Raw genomic sequence first — 16,045 nt, 5'->3', positions numbered from 1 at the left:
ATTTTGATGAATTTACATTATTTTTAACTTTTACGCGCCAATAAAAATTCTGAAATCTGGTTCAGTTCAGCTGCATCTTCAGCAAACATCTCCAAAGCATTAAAGGCTTGATCATGCAGCTCCTTGGCATAGGCTTGAGCTTTTTCCAGCCCCATGAGTGCAGGATAAGTCGATTTATCCACTTGCTCATCCTTGCCCGCAGTTTTCCCCAGTACTGCCGTATCGGAAATAATATCCAGAATGTCATCCTGCACCTGGAAGGCCAGTCCAATCGCTTGCGCATATTCACGCAGTTTAGGAATGGCAGGATCTGTACCTTCAAATATAGTTACGGCTGCCATCATAACGGCTGCAGAAATCAGGGCGCCGGTTTTATTACGGTGAATAGTTTCCAACGCATCCTGATTCACCTGCTTGCCTTCAGCCTGTAAATCCAGCACCTGACCACAGACCATTTTCGAGCTGGCAGTCGCCAGAATTTGCATCTGTTTTAAAACAATGGCCGGAGCAACTGCCGGGCCCTGGTCAAACAGACGGCTACCCAAGATTTCAAAGGCCATCGACTGCAAGATATCCCCTGCCAGTAATGCCGTATCTTCCCCAAAAGCGACATGACAGGTCGGTTGACCACGACGCAAGGAATCATTATCCATACAGGGTAAATCATCGTGGGCCAGTGAATAACAGTGAATCATTTCAATGGCGACTGCAGCACGGCGTACGGCAGCAAAATTTGCATTCGGTTTTAAAGCAGCGGTGGCATAACAAAGTGCAGGACGTACCCGTTTTCCGCCCAGCATGACCGCATGATACACAGCCCCTTTAAGCGGCTCCGGTATGGAAAATGCGTCTAATGCCGTTAATAAATCTTGTTGAATACGTTGCTGTGCTTGAGTTAATGCATTTGCTTGCACGTCAGTTAAAGATGACACATTCGCCTCGAATACTTTGCTTTGGGAATAGATCGGGAAAATTAAAAATGCCCCGATCTAATATACAACGCTCTTGTCACCTTCGACAGAGAACTTGCGATTCCTCATCTACATGAGAATTGAACCGTCATCATCGTTTAAGCTTGAACCAGGCTAACTTATTGATCAATGACAAGCAGCATGATACTGCTTTCTCGCAAGATTCTCTATCTTGTTTGCTATTTCAAGCTATCTTCCGGAATTCGAACCCAGCCTTCCATCAGTACCCGTGCACTGCGGCTCATGACCGCTTTTTTGACTACCCATTGTCCATTTTCCTGAACAGCTTGTGCACCGACTCTTAAAGTACCAGATGGATGCCCGAAGCGTACCGCTTCACGTACTCCGCCACCTGCTGCCAGATTGACCAGGGTTCCAGGAATCGCGGCAGCCGTACCGATCGCCACTGCAGCCGTGCCCATCATGGCATGATGCAGTTTGCCCATCGACAAGGCGCGAACCAGCAAATCGACATCAGTGGTTTGAATGTCTTTACCGCTTGAAGATGTGTAGGCTTTAGGTTTCGATACAAAGGCAATTTTCGGGGTATGTTGGCGCTTTTCCGCTTCGGAAATGTCCTGAATCAGTCCCATCTGTTTGGCGCCATAAGCGCGGATGGTTTCAAAACGTGCCAGAGCTTGGGCATCGCCATTAATGGCATCCTGTAATTCACTGCCCTCATAGCCAATATCTTCAGCATTCAAGAAGATGGTCGGAATACCGGCATTAATAAAGGTCGCCTGGAAAGTTCCGATTTCCGGCACTTCCAGGGTATCCACGACATTCCCCGTCGGGAACATGGCTCCGCCCTCTTCACCATCATCAGCCGGGTCCAGAAATTCAATTGCAACTTCAGCTGCCGGGAAAGTCACCCCATCCAGTTCAAAATCACCGGTTTCCTGTACCTGTCCGTTGGTGATCGGCACATGGGCAATAATGGTTTTTTGAATATTGGCTTGCCAGATACGAACGGTACAAATGCCATTTTCAGGAATACGTTCTGCATTTACCAAGCCGTTGGAAATGGCAAATGAGCCGACTGCAGCCGTCAAGTTACCGCAGTTGCCGCTCCAGTCCACAAAAGGCTGATCAATCGAAACCTGTCCAAATAAATAATCGACATCATGATCTGGCTGGGTACTTTTAGCCAAAATCACGGTTTTACTGGTACTTGAAGTTGCTCCACCCATACCATCAATCTGCTTGCCGTATGGATCAGGACTTCCAATTACTCGCAGCAATAACTGATCACGCACTTTTCCAGCCTGCTGTGCAGCTTGCGGCAAGTCATCCAGTTTGAAGAACACACCTTTACTGGTACCGCCACGCATATAGGTTGCTGGAATCTTGATTTGTGGAGCAAAACTCATTTCTCTTTTATCCTTTCATTTATCATTGTTGTACATCTTCAGCAAAATGCTAAAAAGTATCATAGCGATTTTTTGATGAAATAGATGCTTTCTTGACTTAAGTATAAAAAACGGATATCAAACTTTTTTTATCATTAACATCATTTTATTTTATGTAATTAAAAATAAAATTAATTCCTTGATTCGAAATTAAAATATATAAAATATGTTTTTTGTGATTATTTTTTAGCAACCTCCCTCCTGGCCCTGTACTAGGCTTATACATTTCAATCTATTACAATCTATTACAATCCTTTCCTTACACATTGTCGGGCTGAATACTTTGAACAACGAGTCTTCCAAACTTCAGCGTGGCTTAAAGAACCGTCATATCCAACTGATCGCCATGGGCGGTGCAATTGGGACAGGCTTATTCTTAGGTTCCGCACAGGTCATCCAATCTGCTGGCCCTTCCATTATTCTGGGTTATGCCATTGGTGGTTTAATCGCCTTTTTAATCATGCGCCAACTGGGTGAAATGATTGTACATGAGCCTGTAGCAGGATCATTTAGCCATTTTGCCTTTAAATATTGGGGCAAATTCCCGGGCTTCCTGGCGGGTTGGAATTACTGGATCTTATATATTCTAGTAGCCATGACAGAGCTGACTGCAGTCGCCAAATATATCAATTACTGGTGGCCGCATATTCCTGCATGGGCTTCGGTACTGTTCTTTTTCATTGTCATTACTCTGGTCAATCTCGGCAATGTGAAGTTTTATGGCGAATCCGAATTCTGGCTTTCTATTGTTAAAGTGACTGCCGTGATTTCCATGATTGTTTTCGGTTTGTATTTATTGCTGACCGCAGATGCAGGTTCAACCTCTTCATTTAGCAATCTCTGGGCACATGGCGGTTTCTTCCCGAATGGTTTTGAAGGCCTGTTCTATATGCTGGCTTTCCTCATGTTCGCCTTTGGCGGTATTGAACTGATTGGTATGGCGGCTGCGGAAGCCAAAGACCCGGAAAAAACCATTCCTAAAGCCATTAACCAGGTCGTTTTCCGTATCCTGATTTTCTATGTGGGTTCACTTACGATTCTTTTATCCTTAGTGCCTTGGAACCAGCTAGACCTCGGCGGTCTGGATAAAAGCCCATTTGTGATGATTTTCAGTCAACTCGGCATTGGCTGGGCAGCGCACTTACTGAACTTCATTATCTTGACTGCTGCACTGTCTGTTTATAATAGCGGTATGTATGCCAATAGCCGTATGCTGTATGGTCTGGCACAGCAAGGCAATGCACCAAAAGCGTTCCTGAAAGTGAATAAACAAGGTGTGCCTATTCCTGCTGTTTTATTCTCGGCCCTGCTCATTTTCGGTTGTGTGCTTTTAAACTACTTCGTTCCAGAAGACGCTTTAGGTCACTTGATGTACGTGGTCGTGGGTGCATTGGTTCTTAACTGGGCCATGATCAGTCTGACACATCTGAAATTCAAACAGGCTGTCAAAAACGCTGCGATTCAAACCAAGTTCCCTGCACTCTGGGCTCCTGTCAGCAATTATGTGGTACTGATCTTTATTGCGACAGTACTTTATATTATGTGGACCCAAGGTTTTAAAGAATCCGTATTGATGATTCCCGTCTGGATAGTGCTGATGTTTGGCCTATTTAAAAGCCTAAAGACGAAGAAATCTTAAACATAAAAATCATTTTAAAAAGTTATTGTTTCGACAATAACTTTTTTTTTACCGGTATTTGCGCTACATTAGCTGCGCATTGCGCCCTTAGCTTAACTGGATAGAGCAGTTGCCTCCTAAGCGACCGACGTGGGTTCGAGTCCCGCAGGGCGCACAATACTTTTCACCCTAAAATTTTTAATAAAAATAATCTAAAGCCCTATTCAGCTTGCCAGATCTCGCTTCCCTACCTGTCTATATTTAAACTTTCCCTTAGTCAGATAATGAGACGAGTATTTTAAAATTCCCAAATTGCAATTAATAATAAAAAATATTTAAAAAATTAAATTTCCTGACCTCCTGTTTTTTAAATTTCAATTATTACGTTTGAAGAGAGAACTCTATCACATAAAAATACGATACTTTTTATGATAAATGGTCATTTTTTAATCAAATAAATATTCACATAAAATAATTATCAATTTAGTTTAATTAATTATTTTTCAATTGTTTAAAGTAAACTATTAGTATAAATTTAGACTAAAAACTCTAATACGTTCATTTTTTAAACTCTATAGTTTTTTATAGAGCATTTACTCTTTTTTTTATTGTGCTATTTTTGTCACATGGAGTAACAAATGATATCTGGTTATATAACTGATATTAGGAAAATAAATTTAGCGCATTCAAAAACACAAATCAGCCGTAATAAAATTTGTACCTCAAGGAAAGACACAAAATGAAATTAAAAACTCTTAGTACCGCAATGATTCTTGCAACAGTACCAATGACAGGTGCATTTGCAGCTGCACTAGATCGCTCAGGTCAATCTATTTCAGCCTTCCTACAACCGGGTAACTATTTCGAAGCGGGTATTTCTGTTTTAGATCCAAATGTTTCAGGTAAAGTAAATAATGGATATACTCCAAACCCAGCAGCTCCAGCAAGTGCTATTGGGCTTCAAAATACAAACTTATCAGATATGGGAGATGATTATTATTTTCCAAGTGCAGCATTAAAATTACAGCTTACTGATAATTTCTCTTTTGGCTTAATTTACGATCAGCCTTTCGGAGCTGATGCAACTTATTCAGCCACAGACTCAAGTTCACCTGCTGTACTACCAGGTGCATTAGCCGCATTTCAAGGTCAAGGTTTATTCCATAATGGTTCTGAATCAACTAAAGTTGAAGTAAAAACACAAAATATATCAATGCTATTTGGTTTCCAACCAAATAAAAATTTAAATTTTTATGCAGGTCCAGTTTATCAAACTGTTGAAGGTGACGTTCAATTACGTGGTCTAGCATATGGCGGTAGCAGTACATTTGGCTCTTATAATGCCAATATGGAAGAAGACGGTTCAGTCGGTTGGTTAGCTGGTTTTGCTTATCAAATTCCTGATATTGCTCTCAAAGCATCTTTAACCTATCGTTCTGAAATTGACCATGATGCAAAAACCACCGAAACTTTTAATACAGGTTTATTTGCTGGTCTTAACCTACAACCAAATTCAAGTACTTCAATCACGACACCACAATCTGTTAACCTGGATTTCCAAACCGGCATCATGGCAGATACCGTAGCATTTGCTAATGTACGCTGGGTTGAATGGTCTAACTTCTCCATTCGCCCACCTAAATTTGGTACAGCTAGTGTACAAGCACCTGTTGTAGCTTCAACTGGAAAACCAAATGGCTTTGATTTAGTTGCATATTCCGATGATCAAATTTCTGCAACTGTTGGTGTTGGTCGTAAACTGAATGAGCAATGGGCTGGTAACGTTTCCGTAGGTTATGATACTGGTGCAGGCAATCCGGTATCTACCCTTGGTCCAACAGAAGGTTACTGGAATGTGGGTCTAGGTTTACAATTCAGCCCAGCACCAAACTACTTCATCGCTGGTGGCGTGAAATACTTCTGGTTAGGTGATGCTAAAGCACAATCTGGCGCACAATTTGGCACTCCTAATACAGTTGCAAACTTTGAAGACAACGATGCACTTGCATATGGCTTAAAAATTGGTTACCGCTTCTAATATCATGTAATCCATTGATGAAAAAGACCATTGCTAACAATGGTCTTTTTTTTTTCAGTCTTTGATTAGCATTTAATATACATTTATAAATTAATAGCTGTATTTTCCATCAAACGGTTAATTTTTTATTTTGAGATTTACTTCATTCTTCATAATTTCCTTTTTATTTAAAAATCATAAAGATAATTTAACAAAAATAGAATTATTACTCTATCAAGCATCATTTGTGTGCTTACAAGTCAATTATTAAACCCTAGCAGAGTATTTACTCTTTTTTTATTTATGTTACTTTTCCAGCACTTTTAGTTACAAAATGGCATCAGGGAAAGAACCATGAAGCTCAATAAAATATATTCAGCAGTTTTAATTAGCCTACTTCCATCTGCTTCAGTATTTGCCGCTGGCTTAGATCGTTCAGGTCAATCTATCGCCACATTTTTACAACCCGGAAATTATTTTGAAGCAGGCATTTCTATTTTAGACCCTGAAGTTTCAGGTAAAGATAAGTCTGGAAATACGGCTACAGATATGGCTGGTGACTACTATTTCCCACATGCTGCTTTGAAAGTTCAAGCGAATGAACACTTTTCTGTAGGTTTAATTTACGATCAACCTTATGGTGCGGATGCAGAATACTCTGGAAATAATAATTTTGTAGAAAATCGTCCTGTTCTTTTTAAAGATGGCACCTCTGTCGAAGTAGACACACAAAACTTAAATCTCATATTAGGCTACCAACCGACTCAGAATTGGAACTTATATGCAGGTGCCGTATATCAAACTGTGGATGGTACAGTACTACTTCGTGGTACTACCTATAGTGCTTTCAATGGCTACGATTTCAGAACGGGTGAAGATGAGTCGGCAGGCTGGTTAGCAGGTGTTGCATATCAAATTCCGGAAATTGCACTCAAAGCTTCCGTCACCTATCGTTCAGAAATCAAGCACAAGATCAATGCTTATGAACGCTTTAATGCTGCAGGCATGACAGGCAATACCCTATTAGATAATGCAATGACTGCCTTGAATGCATCTTCAGGACAAACTGAATTAACCACGCCACAATCTGTCAATGTTGATTTACAGAGCGGCATTATGGCGGACACTGTTGCCTTTGCAAATCTGCGTTGGGTGGATTGGTCTAATTTTAAAGTTCAACCCTACAATTTTGGAAAACTCTCTCAAATGCTTGGACAAGCAGGTCTGGTACCGGGAAAACCGAATGGCTTTAATCTAATTGACTATAAAGACGATCAAATTTCTGCAACAGTAGGCCTGGGTCGTAAACTGAATGAACGTTGGGGTGCCAATGTCTCTGTAGGCTGGGATTCAGGTGCGGGTAATCCAGTCACTACCCTTGGTCCAACGGAAGGCTACTGGAATGTGGGAACAGGTGTGCGCTTCTCCCCTGCTGAAAACTACTTTATCGGAGCAGGTGTGAAATATTTCTGGTTAGGTGATGCTGATGCTGTGACTGGAGCGCATACCCAAGCAGGACAATTTGCAGATAACCATGCTATCGCTTATGGTTTGAATGTAGGTTATAAATTCTAAATATATTTTATATGTTTAAAAAAGGCGTACCCGATGGTACGCCTTTTTTACTTATATAAATATAAGGATTTAAGCTGGAATATTACGCACTGAAGCATTACGAATCGCTTCTTTTAATGCATCATACCCGTGAATCGGTGGAAACTGTGGGAATTCCGCAATGACATTTTCCGGTGCATCAAACAAGAACCCGTGGTCTGCTTCGCCCAGCATTGTGGTGTCGTTATAAGAATCGCCTGCTGCAATCACACGGAAGTTCAAACCGTGCAGTGCTTTAACGGCCTGGCGCTTTTGATCTGGCTGACGAAGTTTATAAGCGGTGATCATGCCATTTTCATCCGTTTCTAACTTGTGACAGAAAATGGTTGGCCAATCCAGTTGCTTCATTAAAGGATGAGCAAACTCATAGAACGTATCTGAAAGAATAATCAATTGAAAATGAGTGCTGACCCATTTCACAAATTCTTTTGCCCCCGGGAATGGTCCCATCTCTGCAATTACTTCCTGAATATCGTTTAAGCCCAAACCGTGTTCTTTTAAGATATTCAGGCGCTGCGTCATTAACACATCGTAGTCTGGAATATCACGTGTAGTGGCTTCCAATGCTTTAATTCCTGTTTTTTTGGCAAAGTTAATCCAAATTTCTGGAACCAGCACCCCTTCAAGATCAAGACATACGATTTCCATGGGTTCTCCCAATGTCAGTGAAAAAATTTTGCGTTATGATAGCTTAAAAATAGAGATTTCAGGGGCTGTTTTTTAAATCTATTTTATTCATAAGCATTTATTTTTTAGTGCTAAGCAGCTTATTTCAATTCTATTAGAATCATTGTGAATTAAATTAATATAGGTTTTTAAGTGTCCAAGCCTATACGCCAGGAACTGTCATGACTCCAATCCCTACCATTGACCTTGTTGATGCACTTGCATCTGAATATGCCGACAAATCTCCCAGCGAGATTCTGGAACTTGCTTTAAGTCAAGAAGGTGAAATTGCCATTTCATTTTCGGGTGCTGAAGATGTGGTTTTAATTGATATGGCTTCTCATTTGGGCAAACCTTTTCGTGTCTTCAGTCTCGATACCGGTCGCTTACATCCAGAAACCTATCAGTTTATCGACCAAGTTCGTAAACACTATAATATTGAAATCGAAATCTGCTTCCCTGAAACGGAAACGATGCAAAAACTGGTGACTGAAAAAGGTTTCTTTAGCTTCTATCAGGATGGTCATCAGGAATGTTGCGGTATCCGTAAAGTTCAACCCTTACGTAAAAAGCTGGCGACATTAGATGGCTGGATTACCGGTCAACGTAAAGATCAAAGCCCGGGTACCCGCAATGAAATTCCAGTCGTTCAGGCAGATGCCGGTTTTTCCGGTCCAGGAAAACAACTGATTAAATATAATCCCCTGGCAAACTGGTCAAGTTCTGACGTATGGAACTATATCCGCATGATGGAAATTCCGTATAATCCGCTGCATGAACGTGGTTTTATTTCTATTGGCTGTGAACCCTGCACCCGCCCAGTATTACCGAATCAACACGAACGTGAAGGCCGCTGGTGGTGGGAGGAAGCGACCCATAAAGAATGCGGATTACATGCAGGAAATTTAAAATAATATTTTAAAAAAATCACTGTTATTCAGTGATTTTTTTTAACTTATGATTACACATAAAGCAGTTCATTTCTTTTTGAAAAAAGATATACTAAAAACACCTTTTCATATAATTCTAACAAGCCTGTTTATATAAGAACAGCCATAAAATTGCAGTGAGGCATTCAACGCTATGCGTCCATTACACCCAATTGACTTTATTTTCCTGTCGCTGGAAAAACGTCAGCAACCGATGCATGTCGGTGGGCTGTTCCTGTTTCAAATTCCCGACAATGCGCCTGAGACCTTCATTCAAGACCTCGTTGCTGATATTCGTAAATCCAAATGTCTTCCTGTTACACCTTTTAATAATAAACTCAATGGCCTCTTTTGGGATGAAGACCAAGAATTTGATTTAGACCATCATTTCCGCCACATTGCACTTCCTCATCCCGGTCGAATCCGTGAATTGCTGACTTATATTTCACAAGAACATAGCGCACTGCTTGATCGTGCCAAACCGCTCTGGACCTGTAACATTATTGAAGGGATTGAAGGCAATCGCTTTGCCATGTACTTTAAAATTCATCATGCCATGGTCGATGGTATTGCCGGTATGCGTCTGGTTGAAAAATCCCTATCGCAAGATCCAAATGCCAAAAGCATTGTGCCGCTGTGGTGTGTTGAAGGTCCTCGCGCGAAACGTATTAAAAATCCCCCAAAGAGCCGCATCAAAAAAATCATGGGGACTTTAAAGGATCAATTGGAAGCAACGCCAAAAGTCATGTATGAATTATCCCAGACGATTTTTAAAGATATGGGGCGCAATCCTGACTATGTTTCCAGTTTCCAGGCACCCAGTAGCATTTTAAATCAACGAGTCAGTTCATCACGCCGTTTTGCCGCACAATCCTTTGAATTGGGCCGCTTAAGCAAAATTGCAAAAGCACTGGGTGTCACCATCAATGATGTAGTCTTGGCCATCTGTTCTGGCGCACTGCGTGAGTATTTGATCAGTCATCACGCATTGCCGAAAAAACCGCTGATTGCTATGGTTCCGGCTTCAATTCGTGATGATGATTCTGAGGTTTCAAATCGTATTACCATGATTTTGGCTAATCTGGGTACGCATAAAGATACACCTTTAGAACGCCTGCAAATTATTCGCCGTAGTGTGTTAAATGCCAAGCAGCGGTTCAAACGCATGAATTCAAATCAAATTTTAAACTATAGCGCATTAGTTTACGGTGCAGCTGGTTTAAATATTGTCTCGGGAATGATGCCAAAACGCCAAGCGTTCAATATTGTGATTTCTAACGTGCCAGGGCCACGCGAACCGCTATACTGGAATGGTGCAAAACTGGATGCACTCTATCCAGCTTCAATTGTACTGGATGGACAGGCACTGAATATTACCATGACCAGCTATTTGGATAAGTTGGAGGTGGGGTTAACAGGTTGTCGCAATGCCTTACCGAAGATGCAAAACCTGCTCACACACCTGGAAGATGAAATTCAGCGCTTTGAAGAGATTGTAGGACAAGATATTCCGCCAAAGAAGTTGAGAGCGGTGAGTTAGCCGCCATTTCAAAAAGTGAATAGTAAATTAATAAAGGGGCCTTTCAAAGGCCCCTTTATTTTATCTTTGCATGAGATTAATTTTTAATTGCGCGACATTGATTTAATAGTTGATGGCAAACTGAATGAATCATGGCAGCTGTAATTTGAACTTCTTTACCCTGCTCATTGACGATATAACCGTTTTGGCTCATTTTATTATCTGTAACTTTCGTATTTTGTTGAACTGCTACTTGGCTTATACTCATGTCATACCTCTTTTTTGCTAAGCCAAAACTGGGAGATTTTGGCTTTGGCTACTGTGTACGACTAGTATTCAAAATTCAGCTTAAAAAGTAAAATTTCAGATGTAACAAGTGTTTAACGATATTCTGTTACAATTTCAGCTCAGAATGATATCGTATTGCTCTTGCGTATATAGATTTTCCACCTGGAATTTGATGATACGCCCTATAAAGTGCTCCAAATCAGCCACAGCAGGTGCTTCCGCTGTTAACAATCGGTCAATCACCGAAGGATGTGCAACCACGGTAAAACCACTTTTAGATTCAAAAGCACGTGCATATCTCAAAATTTCCCGAAAAATTTCGTAACACACTGTCTCTGCCGTTTTGACATAGCCACGCCCCTGACAAGTTGGACACGATTCACATAATAAGTGTTCTAAAGATTCACGGGTACGTTTCCGGGTCATTTCCACCAGACCCAGTTCCGAAACCTGGGTGATTTTGGTTTTGGCATGATCACGTTCCAGCATACGCTCAAACTGGCTCATCACCTCTTCACGATGCTGGGCTTCCTGCATATCAATGAAGTCAATAATGATAATGCCACCCAAATTGCGTAAGCGCAGCTGACGAGCAATGACCTGTGTCGCTTCCATATTGGTTTTAAATACAGTGTCTTCTAAAGTCCGACCGCCAACATAGGAACCGGTATTGACATCTATGGTAGTCATGGCTTCGGTCTGGTCGATCATCAGATAGCCACCCGACTTCAGTGCTACGCGTGTTTGCAGGGCCTTCTGAATATCTTCTTCAACATTATATAAGTCAAAAATAGGACGTTCACCCGGATAATGAACCAGCCGGTCTTGCATGCTCGGCACAAACTCTTGCACAAATTCTTGCAACTTGGCATGTATTTCGCGTGAATCGACAGAAATTTTAGAAGTATCTTCATTGGCCAAATCACGAATGACCCGCTGTGGCAGCGGCAGTTCTTCAAAAATCAATGAAGGGACGGCAATGCTTTTTTGCTTGCGTTGAATAAATTCCCAAAGCTTGGCCAAATACGCCATATCCTGCGCAATTTCAGCTTCAGGAATCCCCTCTGCCGCGGTACGGACAATGACGCTGCCGGGTAATTTATGCTCGCTTTGAATCCGTTCGATCATTGAACGTAATCGATCTCGCTCTTCTTCAGATTCAATGCGTTGTGATACACCGATATGATGACCATAAGGCATCAGTACCAGATAGCGTGAAGGAATGGAAAGATCGGTAGAAAGACGGGCACCTTTGGTCCCGAGCATATCCTTCATCACTTGCACCGTGAGAATTTGACCGGGCTGAAGCAGTTCAAAAACATTCGGGGTCGGTTGATTGCGCGGCCAGACCATATCGTTGATATGCAGAAAAGCGGTTCGGGAAAGCCCGATATCGACAAAAGCAGCCTGCATACCCGGAAGTACACGCACCACTTTACCTTTATAAATATTGCCCACCAATCCACGCTTAACCGTACGCTCAACAAATAATTCATTGACCGTGCCGTTCTGGATTAAGGCCACACGACATTCCATCGGTGTGACGTTAATCAACAACTCGTCAGACATAATAAAACTCAAAACATTATAAAAATTCTTTTTTGAGGTCAGTTAATTTAGTGCTTTAACTGCCTGTAATAACTGTGCGGTTTCGTGTAAAGGCAAACCCACGACATTGCTATAACTGCCTTCTATACGGGGAATATAACGCGATGCGATACCTTGAATGGCATAACCACCCGCTTTGCCTAAGGGCTCCCCGGTTGCCCAATAACTTTCCATATCATTGAGACTTAATTTTTGAAACTCAACCTGCGTCCGTACCACTATACTTGATTTTTCTTTTCTTGTACGCACACAAACACCTGAAAACACATCATGCTTGCGCCCGGAAATGCGCTGCCACATTTCAAAAGCATGTTGTTTTGATTCAGGTTTACCTAAAATTTGATCATCCACCCCCAAACTGGTGTCAGCGGCGATGACGATGGCATCCGGAAATTGCTCCAACACGGCTTGAGCCTTGCTGCAGGCTAAACGTTCAACATAGGCGGCAACATCTTCTCCGTCAAGAACAGATTCATCGATATCCGGACTATAAATCTCGAAATCCAAACCCAGCTGTTGCAAGAGTTCCCGGCGCCGTGGAGAACTCGAAGCCAGAATTAAACGCGCCATTTTTTTAGCATAAAGTACATGACCGGGAAAACCAGCACACTGCTCAATAAAGGCTGCCAGTGCCGGGTAAGGGAGAACTGCAAGCCGCCCATAATTTGCAAAATCCAGGTCAAAAATAAATGTGCCAGCACGGCCAGGAAGCTGATCACCCAGAGATTGCCAAAAGTCATGATACGGCGCTCACGGGTTAAAAACCGGACAATAAAGGTAATCAACACAAAACTTAGCGCATTCATGCCTAAAGGGGCATCCACTAGCAGGTCGGTGAACATGCCGGTGGCAAAGGCAAACCAGATTCCGCACCAGGTAGGCTGGCACATCACCCAAAACAGCATGAGCAGCAACATGAATAAGGGACGTGCACCTGACACGGCATAAGACAATGGATAAACCATCAGCACCGAACAGACAATGACTGAAACAATAATGGCAATTAAAGGATCACGATTGGTTTCGGCACGTAATTTAGCGAGTGGCATGCGGCTGCTCCATCGCTAATGAATCGGAAAACAGCACCACCACATGATGTCCACCGGCCAGTTGCGCGGCTGGAATGACCTCAATCTGGGCAAACTCACCCGAATTGTGCCGGTTGACTTTGGACACCGTACCGACCAGATAGCCTGCCGGGAAATGCGCCCCCAGACCTGAGCTATAGACTTTTTCACCGACCTTGACATTGGCACTGGTCGGAACATATTCCATCTTCAAATGACCTAAATCACCTGTACCCGATACAATGGCACGCATCCCGGTATGTTCTAAACGCACAGAGAGCGAGTGCTCTTTATCGGACAGCAACATAATACGGCTACTATGCGAATTGACATTGATGATTTGCCCCATAATCCCTTTATCGTCCAGTACGGTTTGACCGACCTTGAGCTGACTACTGGAACCACGGTTAATCACAATAATATGCCGTAAAGGATCTGCATCGGTACCGATGACTTCTGCAATTTCCATGCGCCCATCAATAATCAAAGGTGTATCCAGCAGACCTCTTAAACGGGTATTTTCGGCAGAAAGTTCAGATAATTTTTGCAGACGAACCTGAGCCTGCAACAACTCGGCTTGCATCGCAGTATTTTCACGACGTAACTGGGCTTCAGACTTGGTTTGTTGATTGAGCCATTCTCGCGACAACACCGGATAACTTGCGAGGGCATAAATCGGATTATATGCCGCATACAAGACATCACGTGCGGGCTGAATCACCTGAGGCATGCGCCAGTTAAAAAACAGCACAACCAGACATGTGATCACCGCAATGATAAATGAGCGAAAAGATGGCGGTTGTCTGGAAAACAGTTGTGTTTGCACCGCCTGGTCCCTAACTTAGCCTACAAATAACATGTCGTGATTTGGATTGTCGAAGAACTCCAGAACCTTGCCACCACCACGAGTCACGCAAGTCAACGGATCTTCAGCCACAACCACAGGCAGACCGGTTTCTTGTGCAAGCAGCTTGTCGAGGTTGCGCAGCAATGCGCCACCACCGGTCAGCACAATACCACGCTCTGCAATGTCAGAAGACAGTTCTGGCGGGGTTTGTTCAAGGGCAGATTTAACCGCAGACACAATATTTTGTAATGGATCGGAAATCGCCTGGGTAATTTCGTCTGAAGTCACCGTGATGGCACGAGGTACACCTTCAGCCAGGTTACGGCCACGCACTTCGATTTCGAGTGATTTGGCACCTTCATCAGGAAGAGCCATACCCACTTCTTTTTTAATCACTTCGGCAGTGGTTTCACCAATCACGCAACCATGCGCTTTACGTACATAATTGATGATCTGTTCATCAAATACATCACCGCCAATACGTAGCGAGTCTGCATAAACACAGCCCTGTAATGAAATGATGGCAATTTCAGTGGTACCACCGCCCACATCGACCACCATTGAACCACATGCCTGTTCAACCGGCATACCGGCACCAATTGCAGCAGCCATTGGCTCTTCAATCAAGCGGACATCACGTGCACCAGCATTGAATACCGCTTCACGAATGGCACGGCGCTCAACCAGTGTTGATTTGCACGGCACGCACACCACAACACGCGGTGCAGGCGGGAATAGACGCTTTTCATGGACTTTACCAATAAACTGGTTCAGCATGGTTTCGGTCACTTCGAAATCGGCAATCACCCCATCTTTCATCGGACGGATTGCAGAAATATTTGCAGGTGTACGACCAAGCATTTGTTTAGCATCAAGACCAACCGCGGCAACGATTTTCTGTGAACCGCTGTGACGGATGGCCACAACCGTCGGTTCATTTAATATAATGCCTCGTCCTGGTGCATAAATAAGTGTATTTGCTGTACCTAAATCAATGGCTAGATCGGGCGAAAACAAGCCAATTAGTCTTTTTAGAATCACGGAGACGTTCTCGATTAAACTTTATGTGGACGCAAGGTGGCAACTTTAACTAAATGTGATGATTTGAACAAGTCAATCGCTTATTATAACGCACGATATTTTGAATTTTTTTAATACTGATTAGGTAATATTATGTCTACATCGGATGCACAGCATTCTGCAGATTTAAATGCAAAAACAGTTTCAGCAATCGCACATCTGGCCCGATTGTCGCTAAATGATACGCAATCTGCTGAATATGCTCAAAGTCTAAATAAAATTTTAGGCATGATGGAAACCCTAAAAGGCATTGACACTGAAAATGTTGAGCCGCTTAAAAGTCCATTTGACCATCCACAGCCCTTACGTGAAGACGTGGTTTCTGAAGAAAATCATCGTGAAGAATATCAAGCTGTTGCACCAGCAACCCAAGATGGCTTGTACCTTGTTCCGCGCGTGATTGAATAATCTT

Annotated in this window: 15 protein-coding genes and 1 tRNA gene; 7 read left to right on the top strand and 9 right to left on the bottom strand. The window is 42.7% G+C overall.

Going from position 1 to position 16,045, the window contains the following annotated elements; genetic code table 11:
• Positions 1-23 precede the first annotated feature (23 nt).
• Positions 24-932, bottom strand: a complete 909-nt coding sequence (locus ACPUEY_RS00765; protein WP_425120778.1) for a polyprenyl synthetase family protein — start codon at positions 930-932, stop codon at positions 24-26.
• Between the two features lie 218 nt (positions 933-1,150).
• A complete protein-coding gene (gene prpF / locus ACPUEY_RS00760) occupies positions 1,151-2,341 on the bottom strand; it encodes a 2-methylaconitate cis-trans isomerase PrpF (RefSeq protein ID WP_425120777.1) in 1,191 nt (396 codons plus the stop codon).
• A gap of 322 nt (positions 2,342-2,663) precedes the next feature.
• Here prpF and ACPUEY_RS00755 point away from each other — a divergent pair, with 322 nt between their 5' ends.
• From ACPUEY_RS00755 to ACPUEY_RS00740, 4 genes are all read left to right on the top strand, one after another.
• Positions 2,664-4,019, top strand: a complete 1,356-nt coding sequence (locus tag ACPUEY_RS00755) for an amino acid permease (RefSeq protein WP_425120776.1) — start codon at positions 2,664-2,666, stop codon at positions 4,017-4,019.
• An 81-nt stretch (positions 4,020-4,100) separates the two neighbouring features.
• Positions 4,101-4,173, top strand: a tRNA-Arg gene (locus tag ACPUEY_RS00750).
• A 564-nt stretch (positions 4,174-4,737) separates the two neighbouring features.
• On the top strand, positions 4,738-6,036 hold the full coding sequence (locus ACPUEY_RS00745; protein ID WP_425120775.1) for an OmpP1/FadL family transporter: 1,299 nt from the start codon (positions 4,738-4,740) through the stop codon (positions 6,034-6,036).
• Positions 6,037-6,369: 333 nt separating this feature from the next.
• Positions 6,370-7,590 carry an OmpP1/FadL family transporter gene (locus ACPUEY_RS00740; RefSeq protein WP_425120773.1) on the top strand — a complete coding sequence of 407 codons (1,221 nt, stop codon included), beginning with the start codon at positions 6,370-6,372 and terminating at the stop codon, positions 7,588-7,590.
• Between the two features lie 69 nt (positions 7,591-7,659).
• On the opposite strand, the gene thrH is transcribed toward ACPUEY_RS00740, so the two are convergent.
• The gene (gene thrH / locus ACPUEY_RS00735) at positions 7,660-8,277 is read right to left on the bottom strand and encodes a bifunctional phosphoserine phosphatase/homoserine phosphotransferase ThrH (RefSeq protein ID WP_086196902.1); all 618 of its coding nucleotides are present in this window, start codon (positions 8,275-8,277) and stop codon (positions 7,660-7,662) included.
• Positions 8,278-8,477: 200 nt separating this feature from the next.
• Between thrH and ACPUEY_RS00730 the strand changes: the two genes are divergently transcribed.
• Positions 8,478-9,209, top strand: a complete 732-nt coding sequence (locus tag ACPUEY_RS00730; RefSeq protein WP_425120772.1) for a phosphoadenylyl-sulfate reductase — start codon at positions 8,478-8,480, stop codon at positions 9,207-9,209.
• A gap of 169 nt (positions 9,210-9,378) precedes the next feature.
• On the top strand, positions 9,379-10,764 hold the full coding sequence (locus ACPUEY_RS00725; RefSeq protein WP_092819805.1) for a WS/DGAT/MGAT family O-acyltransferase: 1,386 nt from the start codon (positions 9,379-9,381) through the stop codon (positions 10,762-10,764).
• 76 nt (positions 10,765-10,840) lie between these two features.
• Here ACPUEY_RS00725 and ACPUEY_RS00720 read toward each other — a convergent pair whose 3' ends face one another.
• The 6 genes from ACPUEY_RS00720 to ACPUEY_RS00695 form a co-directional block, all read right to left on the bottom strand.
• Positions 10,841-11,011, bottom strand: a complete 171-nt coding sequence (locus ACPUEY_RS00720; RefSeq protein ID WP_086196905.1) for a PA1571 family protein — start codon at positions 11,009-11,011, stop codon at positions 10,841-10,843.
• Positions 11,012-11,145: 134 nt separating this feature from the next.
• Positions 11,146-12,600 (bottom strand): ribonuclease G, encoded by a 1,455-nt coding sequence (gene rng, locus ACPUEY_RS00715; protein WP_092819806.1) that lies wholly within the window; start codon positions 12,598-12,600, stop codon positions 11,146-11,148.
• 42 nt (positions 12,601-12,642) lie between these two features.
• Complete coding sequence (locus ACPUEY_RS00710) at positions 12,643-13,209, bottom strand: Maf-like protein (protein ID WP_425120771.1); 567 nt, start codon at positions 13,207-13,209, stop codon at positions 12,643-12,645.
• Entirely contained in the window at positions 13,197-13,688 is a 492-nt protein-coding gene (gene mreD, locus ACPUEY_RS00705; RefSeq protein ID WP_092819808.1) for a rod shape-determining protein MreD, read from the bottom strand. The genes ACPUEY_RS00710 and mreD overlap by 13 nt, the downstream gene beginning before the upstream one ends.
• Positions 13,675-14,532 carry a rod shape-determining protein MreC gene (gene mreC / locus ACPUEY_RS00700; RefSeq protein WP_092819809.1) on the bottom strand — a complete coding sequence of 286 codons (858 nt, stop codon included), beginning with the start codon at positions 14,530-14,532 and terminating at the stop codon, positions 13,675-13,677. The genes mreD and mreC overlap by 14 nt, the downstream gene beginning before the upstream one ends.
• Positions 14,533-14,547: 15 nt before the next feature.
• Positions 14,548-15,594, bottom strand: a complete 1,047-nt coding sequence (locus tag ACPUEY_RS00695) for a rod shape-determining protein (protein ID WP_092819810.1) — start codon at positions 15,592-15,594, stop codon at positions 14,548-14,550.
• Positions 15,595-15,726: 132 nt separating this feature from the next.
• Here ACPUEY_RS00695 and gatC point away from each other — a divergent pair, with 132 nt between their 5' ends.
• Positions 15,727-16,041, top strand: coding sequence for an Asp-tRNA(Asn)/Glu-tRNA(Gln) amidotransferase subunit GatC (gene gatC / locus ACPUEY_RS00690; protein WP_086174772.1), 315 nt, complete (start codon positions 15,727-15,729; stop codon positions 16,039-16,041).
• The last annotated feature ends 4 nt before the right edge of the window (positions 16,042-16,045 follow it).

This window comes from Acinetobacter sp. G11 (genome assembly GCF_049808495.1).
Classification (GTDB): domain Bacteria; phylum Pseudomonadota; class Gammaproteobacteria; order Pseudomonadales; family Moraxellaceae; genus Acinetobacter; species Acinetobacter kookii.
This window is presented reverse-complemented; position numbering and strand designations above follow the sequence as displayed.

Bases quoted from the DNA above. Each gene is read 5' to 3' on its own strand.
- thrH (WP_086196902.1), bottom strand. From the start codon at position 8,277: ATGGAAATCGTATGTCTTGATCTTGAAGGGGTGCTGGTTCCAGAAATT.
- prpF (WP_425120777.1), bottom strand. From the start codon at position 2,341: ATGAGTTTTGCTCCACAAATCAAGATTCCAGCAACCTATATGCGTGGC.
- ACPUEY_RS00745 (WP_425120775.1), top strand. From the start codon at position 4,738: ATGAAATTAAAAACTCTTAGTACCGCAATGATTCTTGCAACAGTACCA.
- ACPUEY_RS00730 (WP_425120772.1), top strand. From the start codon at position 8,478: ATGACTCCAATCCCTACCATTGACCTTGTTGATGCACTTGCATCTGAA.
- ACPUEY_RS00720 (WP_086196905.1), bottom strand. From the start codon at position 11,011: ATGAGTATAAGCCAAGTAGCAGTTCAACAAAATACGAAAGTTACAGAT.
- mreD (WP_092819808.1), bottom strand. From the start codon at position 13,688: ATGCCACTCGCTAAATTACGTGCCGAAACCAATCGTGATCCTTTAATT.
- gatC (WP_086174772.1), top strand. From the start codon at position 15,727: ATGTCTACATCGGATGCACAGCATTCTGCAGATTTAAATGCAAAAACA.
- ACPUEY_RS00725 (WP_092819805.1), top strand. From the start codon at position 9,379: ATGCGTCCATTACACCCAATTGACTTTATTTTCCTGTCGCTGGAAAAA.
- ACPUEY_RS00740 (WP_425120773.1), top strand. From the start codon at position 6,370: ATGAAGCTCAATAAAATATATTCAGCAGTTTTAATTAGCCTACTTCCA.
- ACPUEY_RS00710 (WP_425120771.1), bottom strand. From the start codon at position 13,209: ATGGCGCGTTTAATTCTGGCTTCGAGTTCTCCACGGCGCCGGGAACTC.
- rng (WP_092819806.1), bottom strand. From the start codon at position 12,600: ATGTCTGACGAGTTGTTGATTAACGTCACACCGATGGAATGTCGTGTG.